12 protein-coding genes are annotated in these 17,157 nt (G+C 49.0%); 6 read left to right on the forward strand and 6 right to left on the reverse strand.

The window, feature by feature from the left end:
* Position 1 precedes the first annotated feature (1 nt).
* The 3 genes from GUA98_RS02500 to GUA98_RS02510 all read left to right on the forward strand — a co-directional run bounded on the left by GUA98_RS02500 (position 2) and on the right by GUA98_RS02510 (position 4,145).
* Positions 2-2,029, forward strand: coding sequence for a beta-galactosidase (locus GUA98_RS02500; RefSeq protein ID WP_193721961.1), 2,028 nt, complete (start codon positions 2-4; stop codon positions 2,027-2,029).
* A gap of 446 nt (positions 2,030-2,475) precedes the next feature.
* Entirely contained in the window at positions 2,476-3,447 is a 972-nt protein-coding gene (locus tag GUA98_RS02505; protein WP_193721962.1) for a helix-turn-helix transcriptional regulator, read from the forward strand.
* A gap of 17 nt (positions 3,448-3,464) precedes the next feature.
* Positions 3,465-4,145: a hypothetical protein gene (locus GUA98_RS02510; protein ID WP_193721963.1), complete on the forward strand. Its 681-nt coding sequence runs from the start codon at positions 3,465-3,467 to the stop codon at positions 4,143-4,145.
* Between the two features lie 173 nt (positions 4,146-4,318).
* Here the strand turns inward: GUA98_RS02510 and GUA98_RS02515 are convergent, their stop codons facing one another.
* Entirely contained in the window at positions 4,319-5,833 is a 1,515-nt protein-coding gene (locus tag GUA98_RS02515) for a UxaA family hydrolase (protein ID WP_193721964.1), read from the reverse strand.
* A complete protein-coding gene (locus GUA98_RS02520) occupies positions 5,830-7,347 on the reverse strand; it encodes a tagaturonate reductase (protein WP_193721965.1) in 1,518 nt (505 codons plus the stop codon). The genes GUA98_RS02515 and GUA98_RS02520 overlap by 4 nt, the downstream gene beginning before the upstream one ends.
* A 191-nt stretch (positions 7,348-7,538) precedes the next feature.
* On the opposite strand from GUA98_RS02520, the gene GUA98_RS02525 reads away from it, so the two are divergent.
* The 3 genes from GUA98_RS02525 to GUA98_RS02535 all read left to right on the forward strand — a co-directional run bounded on the left by GUA98_RS02525 (position 7,539) and on the right by GUA98_RS02535 (position 11,184).
* Positions 7,539-8,408: an AraC family transcriptional regulator gene (locus GUA98_RS02525; protein ID WP_193721966.1), complete on the forward strand. Its 870-nt coding sequence runs from the start codon at positions 7,539-7,541 to the stop codon at positions 8,406-8,408.
* Positions 8,409-8,515: 107 nt separating this feature from the next.
* The gene (locus tag GUA98_RS02530; protein WP_193721967.1) at positions 8,516-10,489 is read left to right on the forward strand and encodes an elongation factor G; all 1,974 of its coding nucleotides are present in this window, start codon (positions 8,516-8,518) and stop codon (positions 10,487-10,489) included.
* A 17-nt stretch (positions 10,490-10,506) separates the two neighbouring features.
* On the forward strand, positions 10,507-11,184 hold the full coding sequence (locus GUA98_RS02535) for a tetratricopeptide repeat protein (protein WP_153977948.1): 678 nt from the start codon (positions 10,507-10,509) through the stop codon (positions 11,182-11,184).
* Positions 11,185-11,317: 133 nt separating this feature from the next.
* On the opposite strand, the gene GUA98_RS02540 is transcribed toward GUA98_RS02535, so the two are convergent.
* The 4 genes from GUA98_RS02540 to GUA98_RS02555 form a co-directional block, all read right to left on the reverse strand.
* A complete protein-coding gene (locus GUA98_RS02540) occupies positions 11,318-12,373 on the reverse strand; it encodes a phosphotransferase (RefSeq protein ID WP_193721968.1) in 1,056 nt (351 codons plus the stop codon).
* Positions 12,374-12,517: 144 nt separating this feature from the next.
* On the reverse strand, positions 12,518-13,144 hold the full coding sequence (locus tag GUA98_RS02545) for a GDSL-type esterase/lipase family protein (protein ID WP_193722239.1): 627 nt from the start codon (positions 13,142-13,144) through the stop codon (positions 12,518-12,520).
* Between the two features lie 182 nt (positions 13,145-13,326).
* Positions 13,327-16,494, reverse strand: coding sequence for an MMPL family transporter (locus GUA98_RS02550; RefSeq protein WP_193721969.1), 3,168 nt, complete (start codon positions 16,492-16,494; stop codon positions 13,327-13,329).
* Positions 16,491-16,949 carry a MarR family winged helix-turn-helix transcriptional regulator gene (locus GUA98_RS02555; RefSeq protein ID WP_127536322.1) on the reverse strand — a complete coding sequence of 153 codons (459 nt, stop codon included), beginning with the start codon at positions 16,947-16,949 and terminating at the stop codon, positions 16,491-16,493. Before GUA98_RS02555 ends, GUA98_RS02550 begins: the two co-directional genes overlap by 4 nt.
* Positions 16,950-17,157 lie beyond the last annotated feature (208 nt).

Consider the following 17,157-nt stretch of genomic DNA (forward strand, 5'->3'; position numbering starts at 1 on the left):
ATTGATTAGCAGCAAATTACCCAAAATGTTCTATGGCGGTGACTACAACCCTGAACAATGGGATCACAAGACCCATCTTGAAGACCTGCGCATGTTTAAACTGGCAGGGATTGATATCGCCACGATTAACGTTTTCTCCTGGGCTCTAATTCAGCCTGATGAGGTAACCTATAGATTTGAAGAATTGGATCAATTAATTAACAGTCTCTATGAAAACGGTGTCTACGTTTGTCTTGCCACCAGCACGGCTGCCCATCCTGCGTGGATGGCCAAAAAATATCCGGATGTACTGCGTGTGGATGCAGACGGACGCAAACGCAAATTCGGCGGACGCCATAATTCCTGTCCAAACAGCCCAACCTATCGCAAATATTCCGAGAAAATTGCCGATAAACTGGCAGAACGCTACAAAGACCATCCTGCTGTCCTGGTATGGCACATCTCCAATGAATACGGTGGAGACTGCTATTGCGACAACTGCGAGAAAGCCTTCCGTGTTTATTTGAAAGAGCGTTACAAGACGCTGGATCAGCTCAATCAAGCATGGAACACCAACTTCTGGGGCCATACCTTCTATGACTGGGACGAAATCGTTCTGCCAAGCAATCTGAGTGAGCACTGGGGTAACAACAACTCGACGTTCCAAGGCATCTCCCTTGATTACTCCCGCTTCAACTCCGACAGCATGCTTGACTGTTACCGTTTGGAATATGATGCGATCAAGAAGCATGTCCCTGATTCCGTCGTAACAACGAACCTGATGGGATTCTTCAAGCAGCTCGATTATTTCAAATGGGCCAAATATATGGATATCATCTCTTGGGACAGCTATCCGGGCCTTGCCACACCATTCAGTTTTACCGCCATGGCACATGATCTGATGCGAGGGCTGAAAGATGGTCAGCCATTCATGCTTATGGAACAGACACCAAGCCAGCAAAACTGGCAGCCGTACAACTCGCTGAAGCGTCCTGGGGTAATGCGACTGTGGAGCTATCAGACGATTGCACATGGCGCAGACACCATTATGTTCTTCCAGCTTCGCCGCTCCATCGGTGCATGCGAGAAGTATCATGGTGCAGTCATCGAGCACGTCGGACACGAGAATACTCGTGTATTCCGCGAAGTCGCCCAGCTTGGCAAGGAGCTGCAATTGCTCGGGGACAAAACACTGGATGCTACGGTAGAATCCAAAGTGGCAATTGTGTTTGACTGGGATAACTGGTGGGCCATCGAGAAATCCAGCGGTCCTACCGTTGCCCTGAATTATGTGGATCAAATTCACAAATATTACGCTGCCTTCTTCCGCCGCAATATCCAAGTGGATATTGTCAGCGTGGATACCGATCTTAGCAAGTATGATATTGTTCTTGCTCCGGTACTTTATATGGTCAAACCGGGATTTGCAGCCAAACTGGAGAAGTTTGTTGAAGCCGGCGGAACGTTCCTGACCACATTCTTCAGCGGCATTGTCAATGAGAGTGACCTCGTCACTACAGGTGGTTACCCAGGTGAACTTCGTAAGCTGCTTGGAATCTGGGTCGAAGAGATCGACGCTCTGCTCCCTGAGCAGAAGAACAGCATCGTGCTGAAAGACACATATGGTGATCTTCAAGGCAAATATGAGTGCGGCATGCTGTGTGACCTGCTGCATAGTGAAGGTGCTGAAGTGATCGCCGAGTATGGAGATGATTTCTATCAAGGCATGCCTGTCGTAACCCGCAACACGTTCGGTCAGGGTGAAGCATGGTATGTGGCTTCCGATCCGGAAGAACGCTTCCTGGATGGCCTGCTGGGACAGCTTGCGGCAGCCAAAAACATCCACCCTTTGCTCGAAACACCAGATGGTGTGGAAGTAAGCGCACGTACAAAAGACGGCAAGCAGTATCTCTTCGTCATGAACCACAATGCGACCACTCAGTCGTATGAACTTGGAAATGATAAGGCACAGGACCTCTTAACGGATCGTGAACTTTCAGGAAGTGTGGAGATTGAGGGTCGCGGTGTTCAGCTGCTTGAGATGAAGTGAGTTCGAGTTGCAGTGACCCTATCTTTGTTGAAAAAGACAACAAAACAAAACGATTAGATCACTTGATACAACCTGTTACGAATTCATCTTAACAAGATTGCTTTTTCTTAAAAATTACGTAAATCTCAATCGATTAAACTAGATATAAGCTTCTTTTCATCATACAAGATGCTACTTACCGTATCCGTATAACCGGATACGGTTTTTTGCCAACATTTGTGGAGTTTTGGTCAGAAGGAAATATTACTCCATAAGGCGAATTTGGACGAGACACATATTATAAGGGCCCCTGCCGGAAAAGCGCTCCTTCATTCACCATTACTCAGCACATTTAAAGACATACATATGATTGGTGACACCCAAGATGTCACTAATGGGCTGTTACAATGGATTTAGCACTCCGGCAACCTTTCCGGCGGCCTAACTCTCGAAACGGAGTGGCTGACATGAACAAAATAAATCGGCTTGCTGCCATCGTCATGGCGTTACAGCACGGACTGGAAACAGCACATTCACTGGCAGACAAGTTTGAAGTGTCCCGTCGTACCATTTTGCGAGATATCCAGTCCCTCTCCGAGATGAACGTGCCGATTATTGCTATTTCCGGCCCTGGCGGTGGCTTTCGGCTTATGGAGGGTTATGTACTCCCTCCACTGCAGCTGGATCCGGTGAAAGCCGCAACGCTCATATTCGCTCTTGAGGGAATTAGCCATTATGCAGATACACCTTTTCAAGAGAAACGCTGGACGGTTATGGATAAAATCAAAGGCATAATTCCGGATGATGTCATGGCTCGAATCGATCCCATGCTCAAACAGCTGAATCACTGTATCCCGGAGCGCAGCTACATTCTTCATCATCTGGAACCGCTCCTTGCATGCATTCCTGAACACGGTTGGTTGCGTATCCTGTATCGTTCGGCTGCACGCCAGCGCTGGATCCAGATCCGTCCGAATCGCATTTATGCTTCTGCAGGATTCTGGTACTGTGATGCATATTCGGAGGAACATGGGGAACAGCGTGTGTTTCGAGTGGACCGAATTCTGGAAGCTGAGTCTATTGACTTCTCCAAAACCGAACAGTTAACGATAGATGCCGAACGCCAATTGAGCCAGCCTCGCCAATTTGAAAAACCTGCCGTTCGTATCAGAGCACGTTTAAGCTACAGTGCCATGGTCGAGGCAGAACAAGACAGGCACATTGGTGAGAAATTGACAGAGATTGCCCCAGATCTCTGGGAGCTTTCTTTCCTCTGTCCAGCAGACCAATGGGATTGGGCTGTTCGTTTCTTCTATCGTCTGGGTCGTGAAGCCGAAGTCATTGAACCCGAGGAACTCCGCAGCGAGATCAGGCAGCATGCCCAGGACGTGTATCGACTGTATGTGAGTGCTAACCCTAATTCCAGTACAACTACATAAAAGGAGATGCCTTAACCGTGATTACCGAGCCGATTGTAACCTATGAGGAAGCTGTCCAGCGTATACAGACTGCGGGATTGCTTCCACTCGCACCGTTATTTCCTGACTTCCCTTCTCTATCTTCGTTAACGCCATCGGAAAATTGGCATACCGATTCTCCTCTCGATCCCTGGCTTTGGCGTTCACGCCTGGCTGAAGAAGGCGCTGCTGCATACGGCAAATTTGTCAAAAAGAAAGCGATCCTCATCTCCCGTGAATGTTTCCCTTGGGTTCATCGGTTGCTATCTGACAGCAGAACCATCCATGAGCAGTATGATGCCGGCCTGCTCTCCCGTGACGCATTCAAGCTCTATGAGCGAATCGAAGATCAGGAAGGCATTGATGGACGAGCACTTCGTGCACAGGCTGGTTTCGGCGCCAAGGAAGATAAGAAGTCATTCGATCAAGGGCTATTGGATCTTCAGGGCAGTATAGCCATTGTCATTAGCGGAACCAAGGAAAAGGAAGGTCTCGCAGAAGGCACAGTGGCTTGGAACAGTTCCTCCTATGAGACGGCAGGTCACTGGATGAGCCGTCAGGGTATCGAACCTTTTAACGGCAGCATCACAGAAGCCCGTGACCTTTTACTGGACAAGCTCGTTGAGCATACGACTGAAGCTGGACTGGTAAAAATCAAAAAGGCATTTGGCATCGTTTAGACCGACATCTTGCACTTAAGATACACTCTGCCAATAGAAACAGGCCATTTGAGATTTCGAATATGCATACCTGTACACAACGAAAATCCCGGAGGCCACATCACCAATGCCTACCGGGATTTTGAATAAGTTAATAAAGATATGCTATGCCAAGGAATCAAGGAATGTATAAACTATAGAATTACACCATCTTTGAATATGGCAATTTCCCTGAACCCATGCTGCTCACTAAGTGTCTGAGCACGTCCTGAGGCAATGTCAATCAACTGGCTGAAGAGCTGGACTTTCACCTCATCCATCGTCCGTCCTTCGAGCAGTTGACCTGCGTTGAAGTCGATCCAGTGTTTTTTTCGATTCGCCAGATCCGATTGCGTTGCAATCTTGACCGTAGGTACCGGACCTCCGAATGGGGTCCCCCTTCCTGTAGTAAACAGTACAATATGAGCACCTGCAGCTGATAAGGCCGTGACTGACACCAAGTCATTGCCGGGCGCCTCTACAATGTTCAAGCCGGTTTGGGTTACACGTTTGCCATAACGAAGCACATCAACGACGGAAGAACGGCCGCCTTTTTGAGTACAACCCAATGATTTCTCTTCGAGTGTCGTAATGCCACCGGCTTTGTTACCAGGGGAAGGATTCTCATATATGTTCTGACCATGATTTACAAAGTACTGCTTGAATCCGTTAATCAAATCCACCAAATCACCGAAAACCTGTTCATTGGCAGCCCGATTCATCAAAATGGTTTCTGCCCCGAACATCTCTGGCACTTCGGTCAGAATGGCCGTCCCTCCTGCCGCAACCAGCATATCGGCAACCGACCCCACTAGCGGATTGGCAGTGATGCCGGATAAACCATCTGAACCGCCACACTTCAATCCGATTTTGAGCTTGCTCAGTGGAAGCGGCTGGCGCTGTTCCAGCTCGGCAATCTCCACCAGCTCTTCCATCAGACGCAAACCCTCTTCAAGTTCATCATCTGCTTCCTGTGCCTTGAGAAAACGGACCTTCCCCTGATATTCAGGTGCGATGCATTCACGGAACTGGTCTACCTGATTATTTTCACAGCCCAGTCCGATAACCAATACTCCGCCTGCGTTCGGATGTTCGACGAGGGAAGCCAGCAGCTGCTGGGTATACTTCAGATCATCGCCAAGCTGCGAGCAGCCGAATGGATGAGGGAAATGGTACACGCCGTCCACTCTGCTTCCGAACTGTGACTGCCCCATACGTGCCAGTGCCTCGCATACCTTGTTGATGCATCCTACCGTATTAACGATCCATATTTCATTGCGTATGCCTGCCTCCCCATTAGGGCGTAAATAGCCTTCAAATGTCCGTAAATGTTCCGGGGGCATATCTGCTTGAACGGATGCACCAGGCTGATACTCATATTCCAGCAAGCCATGCAGCCCTGTTTTCAGATTATGGCTATGAATCCAGTTCCCTTGTTCAATCCGTTCCTTGGCAATACCGATGGAGAAGCCATATTTCAGGACATCGTCACCTGGTTCGATTCCATGTACAGCGATTTTATGCCCTTTGGGCACATCATCAAGCAGTGTAAATGAAACCCCGTCAGGGAGGTGGACCGTTTCTCCCTTTGTGTAATCACGAAGAGCTATGATCACATCATCCTGTGGCTGTATGGCAATCCAGTCATGCGTTGTACTTGTTGTATTCATTCCGTCTCACCTTCCAGTAAAACGATCTCATCAAGAAGCGCTTCGCGCAGCCCTCTTCGCTCATTCAGATTCTCTCCCCAAATGCTAGAGTCCGACAATACGGCAGCCAGCCTGTCGTTCAACTGCTGCCGGTCCCTTCGGAGTGAATCATAGCTCTCCCAGTGTGCAGTTAGGGCTGCAAGAACATCCGGGTCATCCTTCAGCACAACAGATTCGCCGTTGAAGCGATGTCCGTGGTATCCGTCTAACGTATTCACCGGGCGGTATAATAACAACAGTCCGGCGAACCCCCGAACCAGGCGTGTCGGCCAGCTGTTCTGAGTTTGTTCATAAGATAATAAGGTAGGCAGAACACGTACCTTGAATTTGCCAATGGTATTTAACGCAATATCCTGAAGCTTATGATTGATATAGGGATTGAGGAATCGCTCGAATACCTCTTCAGCGTACTGGTCAAGTTGATGATCCGGCATATCCAGCGCAGGCACAATTTCCTGATGCACGGCTTCCCTGATCCATGTTCCGAATTGCGGATCCTCCATCGTTTCCCTCACATACTGCTTGCCTTGAAGAATGCCAATGGAGGACATCAAGGTATGCGCGCCATTCAAAATGCGAACCTTTCGTAATTGAAAGGGCTTCAGATCTTTGACCCAGTGAACATTAAGTCCAGCCTGCTTCAGCGGCAGTTTCTTGTCCAGTCCCTCATCAGCCTGGATGGCCCAGAAATGATAAGGCTCTGCCGTGTTAATCAGTTGATCCTCATAACCCCAGCGCCCTGCCAGCGTGTCAGCTTCTTCCTGAGTTGGCGCACCCGTCACGATCCGGTCAACCAAATTGTTCAGGAACAGGTTATGGTCTTTAATCCAATCACGGAATGCATCGGAATAGCCAAAGTCCTCACTGTGACGCAATACGCAGCTGCGCAGTACATCACCATTTCCTTCGAGCAGCTCACATGGCAGATGAATCAATCCTCTGGAAGGATCACCCTCAAACCGTATATAACGCCGATGGAGAAACACGGTCAGCTTGCCTGGAAATGAAGAAACAGGCTCTCCTTCCACGTAATCCGACTGAATATATTTCAATCCTGACTCCGTCGTATTGGAGATAACAAACTCCAGTGAAGGAAGCTCGGCCAGTTCCAAAAATGCCTGCCATTCTTCATAAGGATTCATGCACTGGGAAAAGATCGAAATCATCTCGGTGCGCTCCACGGCTTTACCTTGAGAAAGACCTCGGGTAATCATGGTATACAATCCATCCTGATCCCGGATCTGCTCCAGCTTCGCCTTTCCCCCTTGCCTTGGCTGGGTAACCACCACACTGCCATGGAATTTGCCTTGTCTAGCACTCTCATGAAGCATCCAGTCCACAAATCCCCGCAAAAAGTTACCTTCGCCAATCTGCAGTACCTTTACGGGACGATCCATGATTTCCTTGCACTTGCGCTGCCCGTCGTTTCCCAACAGATTCAGCTTCAATCTTGGTCGTTTGGTGCTCGCCGACATGCACACTCACCTCATCATTTATTTGTGATCATCCGAGTCAGATTCCTCTGGTATATCCATGAATTGAAAACGCTTTAAATTCATTGTATCATCAAAAAAAGGAAATTAAATTGCTTATATTGCGTTAAATATACTCTTTCATGACCAGGCGTGGTCCACCGTGTATGAATTAGCATTAGAAAGGAGTCCTTATGGTACGCTCGCCCGTTCGCACAACCATCCAGTCAGATTCAGGCATTCCCTTTCGACTGGTCTATGCAGATACGAAAGCACCCCACAATGAACTGCCGGATCATCTGCATGATTGGCATGAAATCATTTACGTATATCGTGGTCAAGGGACCATTTTTATCGATACAGATCTTGAAGACATGCAGACAGGGGATTTATTTATCATTCCTGGCAGTACATTACACCGGGCTTTGCCGGATGAGATTAATCCTGTAACCTCTTCAGCTTTGTTTTTCAGTCCCGGATTACTGACTGCGGCTGCAGGAGGCAGTGCTTCAGCCCTGCTCTCCCTGTTCGAGCGATGCCGCAGACGCAGGGTTTATAAAAGACAGCTGACGCCTGAGGAACAAGCCAAAGTGACTGCGTTTATCGAAGAAATCCATGCCGAATTCCAAATGGAGAATCAGCTAAGCGCCCATGCAGCTCTGCTTCATCTTCAATTGCTGCTCATATTTCTTGAGCGGCTCGAAGACGCCGGTCCTGCCCGCACTGTTCATTCCAATTCCGGTCCAAGCTGGCTGTCAGCCACGCTGTCCAATATTGATGATAAATTGCGGAGCGGACTTTCCTTATCCGAGCTCGCTCTGCAGGCAGCAGTATCTCCAGCTCATTTCAGCAGGGCATTCAAAAAGTATACGGGCATGACCCTAACCGACTATGCTCTGGCCCGCCGGGTGATCATGGCGAAGGAGCATCTGCTTCGGAACGATGACACCATGGCATCTGTAGCGGATGCCTGCGGCTTTGAGAGCCTGCCCCATTTCTATCGGCAATTCAAAAAAATTACGGGCACCACGCCTGCCGCTTACCGCAGAACGAGGAATGGTTGATTTGCAAAAGTGTAACATATTCTTCCATACGGTCCGTGTGGTATGATAATACGGAATAACAATGTCAGAAACGATACGTTTCTTCGGTCAGAGGAGCTTTACATCCCATGCAAAACGAATTCAACCGCCGAAATATCGGTATCTTTGCTCACGTAGATGCAGGCAAAACAACCACAACAGAACATATGTTATATCATGGCGGTATTGTTCGCAGCCCCGGCCGGGTAGATGACGGTACGGCAGCTACGGACTCCCTGGACATTGAGAGAGAACGCGGAATTTCCGTACAGGCAGCCATGACCTCCCTTACATGGAACAATACCGTGATCGACCTCGTCGATACCCCAGGACATATCGATTTTAGCTCTGAAGTGGAACGTTCCCTACGTGTAATGGACGGTGCCATTCTCATTTTGTCAGCTGTGGAAGGGATTCAGTCCCAGAGTGAGACCATCTGGCACGCCCTGAGATCCCTTCGCATCCCCACCATTATTTATATCAATAAAATGGACCGGATTGGCGCATCTGCAGCAGCCATTATGGAACAGGTTCACTCCACGTTCTCTCCATTCGCATGCCCGGTACAATCTTGCGTAAAGGACGAGGATTCATTCATCGGTGTCCATTCCTTATGGCGTGATCAGGCGAATCAGCAAACGATTCCCGGACTCCTTGAGATGATTGCTGAGCTGGATGAAGGGATCATGGAATCCTACATTAATGAAGTCCCTCTGCCATCAGAGCAGATCGATTCAACATTCCGCAAGCTGGTTCATCAAGGAGAGATATTTCCGGTTTGTTTTGGTGCGTCGGGGAAAGGAATTGGAGTATCCGAACTTCTTGATGCGGTTACCCGGTTCCTCCCACCTCCTGCAATCACAGAGAATTCTGCAGTTTCGGGGGTTGTATTCAAAATTGAACGAAACAAAACGATGGGACGAACCGCTTACGTCCGCATGTACGGAGGCAGCATTCACAACCGGGACACGATCTATAACACGACCAGGGGACTGGAAGAAAAAGTGACTCAAATCCGCCAGATGGATGGTCGCAAATGGTCAGATACCGGAGCAGTACACAGCGGGCAGATTGCCGCTCTTTACGGTCTAAGCGAAACGAATGTAGGTGACATTATAGGAAGTCCAGACACCGTTCCTCCCATGCCCCATATGGCGGTGCCTTTGCTGACAGTACAGGTACACGGCCAGGATCCGGCACGTTACCCCGACCTTGTTGCTGCATTGCAGGAGTTAACCGATGAGGACCCGCTGCTTGATCTGCAATGGCTTCCGGAAGATCGGGAATTGCACCTCAAAGTCATGGGAACCATTCAGCTTGAGATTCTGTCGAGCTTGTTAGGCAGTCGTTTTGGATTGGGAGTTGTTTTTGACCCGCCTTCTGTCATTTACAAAGAAACGCTAAACGCTTCAGGTGAAGGCTTCATCGCTTATACGATGCCTAAACCCTGCTGGGCGATTCTTCGTTTCCATATGGAGCCTCTGCCTCGCGGAAGCGGGTTGATCTATGAATCCACCGTTCGAACAGACCAACTGCTGCTGCGGTATCAAAATGAAGTACAGCGCCGTGTACCAGAAGCCCTGTCTCAAGGCATGTTCGGCTGGGAAGTCACCGATCTGAAAGTCACGCTTGTTGAAGGAGAGCATCATGTCTGGCATACGCATCCGCTGGACTTTGTCGTTGCTACGCCGATGGGAATCATGGATGGCCTGGTTCGTACAGGAACGAAACTGCTGGAGCCGCTTCTGCAATTCCGCTTGACGGTACCGGAAGAATACGGAGGCAAGGCACTAAGCGATCTTGTGCATATGCGTGCAACGTTCGAAGCGCCTGTTATTGGCGGCGGGAGATGTATTGTGGAAGGGCAGATTCCGCTAGCCTCTTCCATGGATTATCCGGTGAAGCTCCGCTCTGAAACCGGGGGACGGGGTGTACTTGTCACCTCTTTTGCCGGATATCAGGATTGCCCTCCGGATGTGAAACCGATGCGCAAGCGCAGGGGCGTGAATCCGCTGGATCAATCCAAATATATTTTAAGCGTTCGTAATGCGATAACATCATAAACGGAGTTGAACGTGTTGTGCTGATTAAATTTTTGATATTCGGCCTACTATGGCGGATTGTTGGCAATCCGTTTTTGGCTGTTCTGATTCTTCTCATTATTCTGTATTTTCTGGATCGTCGCTATGTCGGGGTGTTCCCCAGTTTCATGAAACCGATCAAACGCATGCGTACGATCTCACGGCTGCGTCAGCAGATTGCGATGAGTCCCAATGAAGTCTCTTCCAAGCTTGATCTGGCCAGACTTCTGATCGAACGCAAACGGTATAACGAAGCGTATGAACTGCTTTTGGAGCTTGAACGTCCCTATGAGCAATCAGCCGAATACTGGGAGGCATTGGGAACGACAGAACTTCACCTTGGTCACATGGAAGCAGGTGAGCGGCATATCCTGCATGCTCTTGACATCAATCCAAGAGTTAAGTACGGTCAGCCGTATCTAACCTTAGCCAATGCCTTTAAGGAGTCAGATCGAGACAAGGCAGTGACATATGTACAACACTTTCAGGATATCCACTCATCCTCGAGTGAAGCTTATTATTTGCTGGGTACCGTCTACCGTTCGCTGGAACGCAACGCAGATGCCAAGCATGCCTATGAGCAATCCCTGAACGTCTACCGCTCCCTGCCAAAATACAAGAAGCGCCAGGAACGCCGGTGGGCTGTCCGCAGCTGGTTCCGCAAGCGCGGATTGTAGGCAGCCCGATATGTCGACAGGTGTTTGGCATACGCTCAGGTAGAGTCAAATGCCATAACAAAAACGCCGGTTCTGTTTCAAAACAGAATCGGCGTTCTTTTGTTTCTGATGTCAAACACTGGCAGCCGCTTGATCACGTTAATAATTTGCGTAGACGCTCTTCATTGTGATTCATCCAGAGGATCCGCTCTCGCAGCTTAATGATCTGGTTAATGGCAACTTCGGGTTCATCCGTTCCTTCAAACATTCGGCTAATAAAATGCATAACCACATCAAGACTGCGCAGCAGAATAAGCTGCGGAATAGCCAGCAGTTCATCCGGCTCCAGAATCACCTGTTTCCGAAATCCTCGGATCAGTCCTTCCAGCGCCTCCCACATCCATTCATCACTCTTGTCCAAAGTTAGCAGGTCCGACATGAGAACAGCCAGCTCCATAACCCGCAGATCCCATGTGGCAAATTCAAAATCCAGAATCGCACAGATTCGGCCATCGTCATCCGACAAGACGTTTGATGCATTCACATCTCCATGAACCAGTTGATGTGGCAGACGTTCCATTCCGTTTAAAGCCTCGAACAAAGCTGGAAGCACAGGCAGCAGATCCTGCATTTCTTCTGCGCACGTTTTGAGCTCGCTAGGTGGTGACGTACATAACTGTATCAATTTCTCTGGCGGACAGAGTGGATACGCCTGTTGAATTTGATAATAAGGCGGGTATACAGGCTCAAGAGATATTTCCAGTCCTGCAAGAGCCACAGACAGCAAACCTGCCGCACATCCCAGTTCAACAAGCTGCTCTGGCGTATTCCATACCGGGTTCTGGCCCGTACTATACGTAAAGAGAGCTGCGATTTTGTTCTGTCCATTCCTCGGATCGTATATGGAATGAAACGTACTCCCATCCCCCTTTATGGCTTTGACTGGAGCTGGTACCATTAGTCCGAAATCCGATTCTCTCAATGCCAATAACACATGGTGCTCAAAAGCAATTTTCACAAGATCCGTATGTGTTTCGTACACTCTGAGAACATAACGCTCGCCATCCCGTTTAAGCATATACGTTGTGTTGTTCATGCCGCCGTATCCGCGTTCCGCTTCCCAGCAGGATTGAGGTAGAAATACGGATATCACTTCCTGTATCAGCTGCCGTTCCTGATCCTCATGAGGACGTAAATGAATGTTGTGCACCGATTAATACTCCTTCAACTGTAATATCTATATCGATCGACAAGATAAAATCCCTTATTCTCCCCATCTTAACGTATGCCCCTATGCGGGTCCAGTCTGAATCAGGTATGCCCACAGCCATATCGTAATGTCCTAATGAGTTCTTCAGTTAAAAGGTCTATACCCCATACGATTCAGTTGGTCCGCAATGACACGATACCCTCTTGCATTGGGATGAACACGATCCCAGAATAACAATTCCCGTTCATGCCCTTCAAAACGGTCGTACACCTGAGCACAGGCATAGTTCCCCGACCCTGCACCATTCAGAAAGGAATTATACTGACGAACCCAATACGCTGCTTCTGCGGCTTGAGGATACGGGTTGTACAATCCGATCGTCCGGACCAAATAGGCACTGTTACCTTTTAACTGACGAATATGTCTCATGATTTGGGAAACGTTACTGCGGGTATCTCCCAGCACCTGTGTCATTTTACTGGCACTTGGAATGCCTCCACTCGCCTTGAGTGTGCGAATGAGATCATTCCCACCAATGGATATTGTAATGATGTCCGCTTCACGCAGAGACTGTCTTACCCTCGTGTTGGAGGATACCATTTGCATCAGTTCACCTGAGGTTAATCCGTTGACCCCCATATTATCCATCGAGACAAATGTGCGAACATTCATTTCTGCCATTCTGCGGTACAAAGGAACAAAGCCAGTGCCCAGCAGCGCGCCTGTGCCTACCGTTAACGAGTCTCCTATGGCCGCATATCGATATACCATCACCGTCGCCCCTCTCTGCTAACTTATGACTGACTGCTATATCTATATGAAAGAACCGAAGACAAGGCGCGGGATGGTGTCCGTAGGCGCACACCTTTATTTTTTACGACATGCACATATCCCCTCAAAATAGAAAACCCCTACGAAAATATTCATATTTCGTAGGGGCGATATGATTTCAGCTACATGCTCATTGTACGGTCCGAATCCGCCGAATCACTCTGATCCTTATTAGGGAAAGGCCACCAGTTGGCCCGGCCGAACATCTTCACCATGACAGGCACGAAGAACGGCAGGAACAGCAATGAATACAGGACCAAGCCACTAAGAACAACGGTAGCAATCTGCATCATGGAGAGAACTCCGGATGGATACATGGCAGCAAAAGTTCCGCTCAGAATAACGGCTGCCGACAAAATGACCGTACCCATGTTTTTCATGGCATACAGCATTGCATCCTGAACTTTCATGCCTTTATTTTCATTGAATCGATCCATCAGGAAGATACTGTAATCCACACCAAGCGCAATCAGCATTACGAATCCGAAGAATGGCGTAACCCAGCTGATGCCCGCAAAACCAAGGATATTCACGAATATCGCCTCGGTTAGAGCCATGGATGTGAAATAGGCCAGCAACAGGGAAACGATCAAATATATCGGCATGATCACGGATCTTAGAAGCAGGACTAAAACGATAAATGTGCCTGCAAGCATGAGCATAACCGTTCGTGTGTAGTCATTGTTGGAGATCTCCTGTAAATCAGCGAACGTGCTGGTTACCCCGCCGACAGCGATGTCTGCTTTTTCCAGCGCACTACCCTGTACAGCACGGTGAACCGCAGCTTCGATATCCGGTACGCGATCAATCGCTTCAATACCGTACGGATTTTCAGCAAAAATAACATCTATCGTCATGGTCTTCCGATCCTGGGACAGATACGTGTCGAATACCTGTGCGAAGTCTTTGTTGCTCAATGCTTCTTCAGGTACATACCAGCCGGCAAGATCGGAATCCGGTGAATTCTGCAGCTGTGTCAAATAATCCTGTGCGGAGTCGAGACCTCCAGACACCTGCGCGATTCCATCCACACTCTGATTCAAACCATCTGTTAATTGGGTCAGCTGACCACTCAGGTCCGAGAAGCCTTGACTAATTTTCTCCTGACCACCCTGAAGCTGGCTGAGTCCATCCTGGATGGAAGGAATCTCGCTGATCACTTTACCTTGACCATCCGCTGCCTGCTTAAGCCCAGCTTCAAGCTGTCCTATTCCGGTTACAATCTGACCCAGCCCACTAGCTAGAGCCTGTTGTCCGGATGCAGCGGAAGCGAAGCCTTCGTTAGCCTGGTTGATCCCTGCAGCAGCTTGACTCAGATTGCTTTGAATCTGTCCCAGTGCCTGGGCAAGCTGGGCTGTGCCTGTTCCCGTTTCACCAAGTGTACCTTTGACCCGCAGATAGTCTGCGTCCTGCAGCAGGTCAGGGTATCTTTCTTCAAGCGCTGCAAATGATTCATTCAGATTGGTCAGCGCCGTAGATATGCCTGTGAGCTGCTGCTGAATTTCCCCGGTACCCTCGCCAAGCGCAGCTACGCCTGCTCCAGCCTGACGGTAAGCGTCAAGCAGCTGATTACTCGCCTGAGCCAGCTGGTCAGCACTTGTTTTCGCCTGCCGCAGCCCTGCTTGCAAATCACCAGCACCGGCCGAGCCGTCACGAATTCCTCGCTCAATCTGCTGAAGGCCTTCGGACAACTGGCTAATTCCCGATTGCAGCTGGGACGTACCTTTGCTCAGTTCACCCGCACCACTTGCAGCTTCTTTGATCTGGGGTTCATTTTTACTTAATTGACTGCTCGCCTCGCTCAAACCATCACGGATTTTATCCAGACCCGTCTTCCCTTCCCCGAGTCCGTCCGACAAGGTTCCCACTTGCTGGGTCACTTCGAAATCCTTGATCTCATCACCAGTCGGCCTTGTCATGCTGCGTACCCCGGAGATTCCTGGAACTTTCTCCACTTCACGACTGATTTTCTCCGCCACGGCCATGTATTTGGCATTGTCCATGGCTTCATCGTTCTGAATAACAATCTGACCCGGCAGGGATTCCCCCGGACCGAAGCTGTCGGAGATAATGTTGAACGCTTTTACCGAATCATACTTCTCACCAATCTCATCCAAGCTGTTAAACGACAGTTTACCATCGTAAGTAGCCAGAAGCGGCACACAGACAGCTGCAACGATAAGCAGCGCAGCCCATGGACGTTTTAGAGAGAAGCGACCCGCTGCTCCATAGATCTTGCTCTCCGCATGTTCGAGTGAACCTTTGGAAGGCCAGAACAGCTTCTTGCCCAGCACCGCCATGAAGAACGGAACGATGGTAACCAGAGCGAGCATCATTACGGCAATGCCGACGGCGACTGCCACTGCGGAACGGTACAGCATAAACTGCGCAAAACCGATGGCGACAAAACCAACCAGCACGGCAAGAGCAGAGAAGAATACCGTTTTGCCTGCTGTCCGATAGGTTGCAATAATCGCTTCCCACGTCGTTTCATGATGGGCCAATTCTTCCTTGAATCGGCTGATGAGCAGGATACAGTAATCGGTACCAATCCCGAACATGACGGCAACCATGAAAATCTGCGTGAAGGTCGAGATCGGGAAATCCACCCCATCGACCAGAAATGCAACAATCTGCTGCGATACAATATAGCTGATACCCACGGTAAGCAGAGGGACAAATGGAGCTACAAACGAACGGAATACAAGGAACAATATGAGCAAAATAAATACAACCGTAATATACTCCGATTTCTTGAGTCCCTCCTGAGAACTCTCTACCGTATCTTCATCGATTAATCCTTTACCGGTTATGTAGTGTTCCACATTGACCGAGTCCAGCGTTTCATTGAGATCCTCACGCATTTCCTTGACGGTACGATCTCCCTGATCGATAGACAGGGATGTCAGGATCGTCTTTCCATCAGCAGAGATCATTTTGTCAGAAAGTTCTGGCTGGGAGAAAGGCTCCAAGATGGACAAAATGCCGAGTTCTTCTTTCTTCGACTCCAGCTGCTTTACAGCCTTTTCGGCCTCTTGTTTGCCTGTTGTACCCAAACCATCCGGGTTATAAAAAACAAGCGCCAGCTGACTGCCCTGCTGTTCGCCTTTTTGTGCAGCAGCTTCATCGAGGATGGCAGCTGCCTGGGTGGATGAGTATCCTTCCGGGACCGAAAACTGTCCTTTTTCCCGAATCAGTTCACTCATATTGGGGGCTGTGAACATCAATACGGCGGCTACAACAACCCATAACCCCATCAACCACCATCTTGCTTTCAAAATCGTTCTCATTCGCTCTCCTGTCCTCCCTCATTCGTAAGCAAGGTCGCCAACTTCTCAAAGGATTCAATAAAATTCTGTACTTCTTCCGGCTTAAAGTGGACCAGATACGGCTCAAGAAGCTGCTGTATTTCCCGTTCTGTCTCGCGATATACCTGACGGCCGGTATCTGTCAGAGTCAGATACACCACTCTGCGATCCCGCTCATCTCCCGCCCGATGGACCAGATCACGATCAACAAGCTTGTTAACCAATGCCGTGATGCTGCTTTTCCCGACGCAGAGAAGCTCTGACAGATCAGATGGTGTGCAGGATGGTTTCTCCTCAATCAAACGAAGAGCACAGAACTGGTCTGTTGTCATGGTCTGCCCCACCTTTTCACGGATTCGCGTATCAAACTGTTTGGATACCAGGAACGATGCATCCAGATAACGGTTCACCAAACTTTTGGCATCCGGTGTATTCATGTTTATTCTCCTTTCTGACCTTTTTGTCCATATAGTTCACTTATCGAACTATTCTTCAATGAAACTATTCTATATTGAAACTATAATACAAAGCAATACTTTATTCCTGTTATTTTGTGTTTTCACGACAAAAAACAGGGCGTAAGGCTTAGCTCCCGGCCAAGTCACACGCCCTGTTTCTTGTTTAAATTACGAGGGTCCCCATGAT

This window comes from Paenibacillus sp. P13VS (assembly GCF_015143645.1).
Lineage (GTDB): Bacteria > Bacillota > Bacilli > Paenibacillales > Paenibacillaceae > Paenibacillus > Paenibacillus xylanilyticus_A.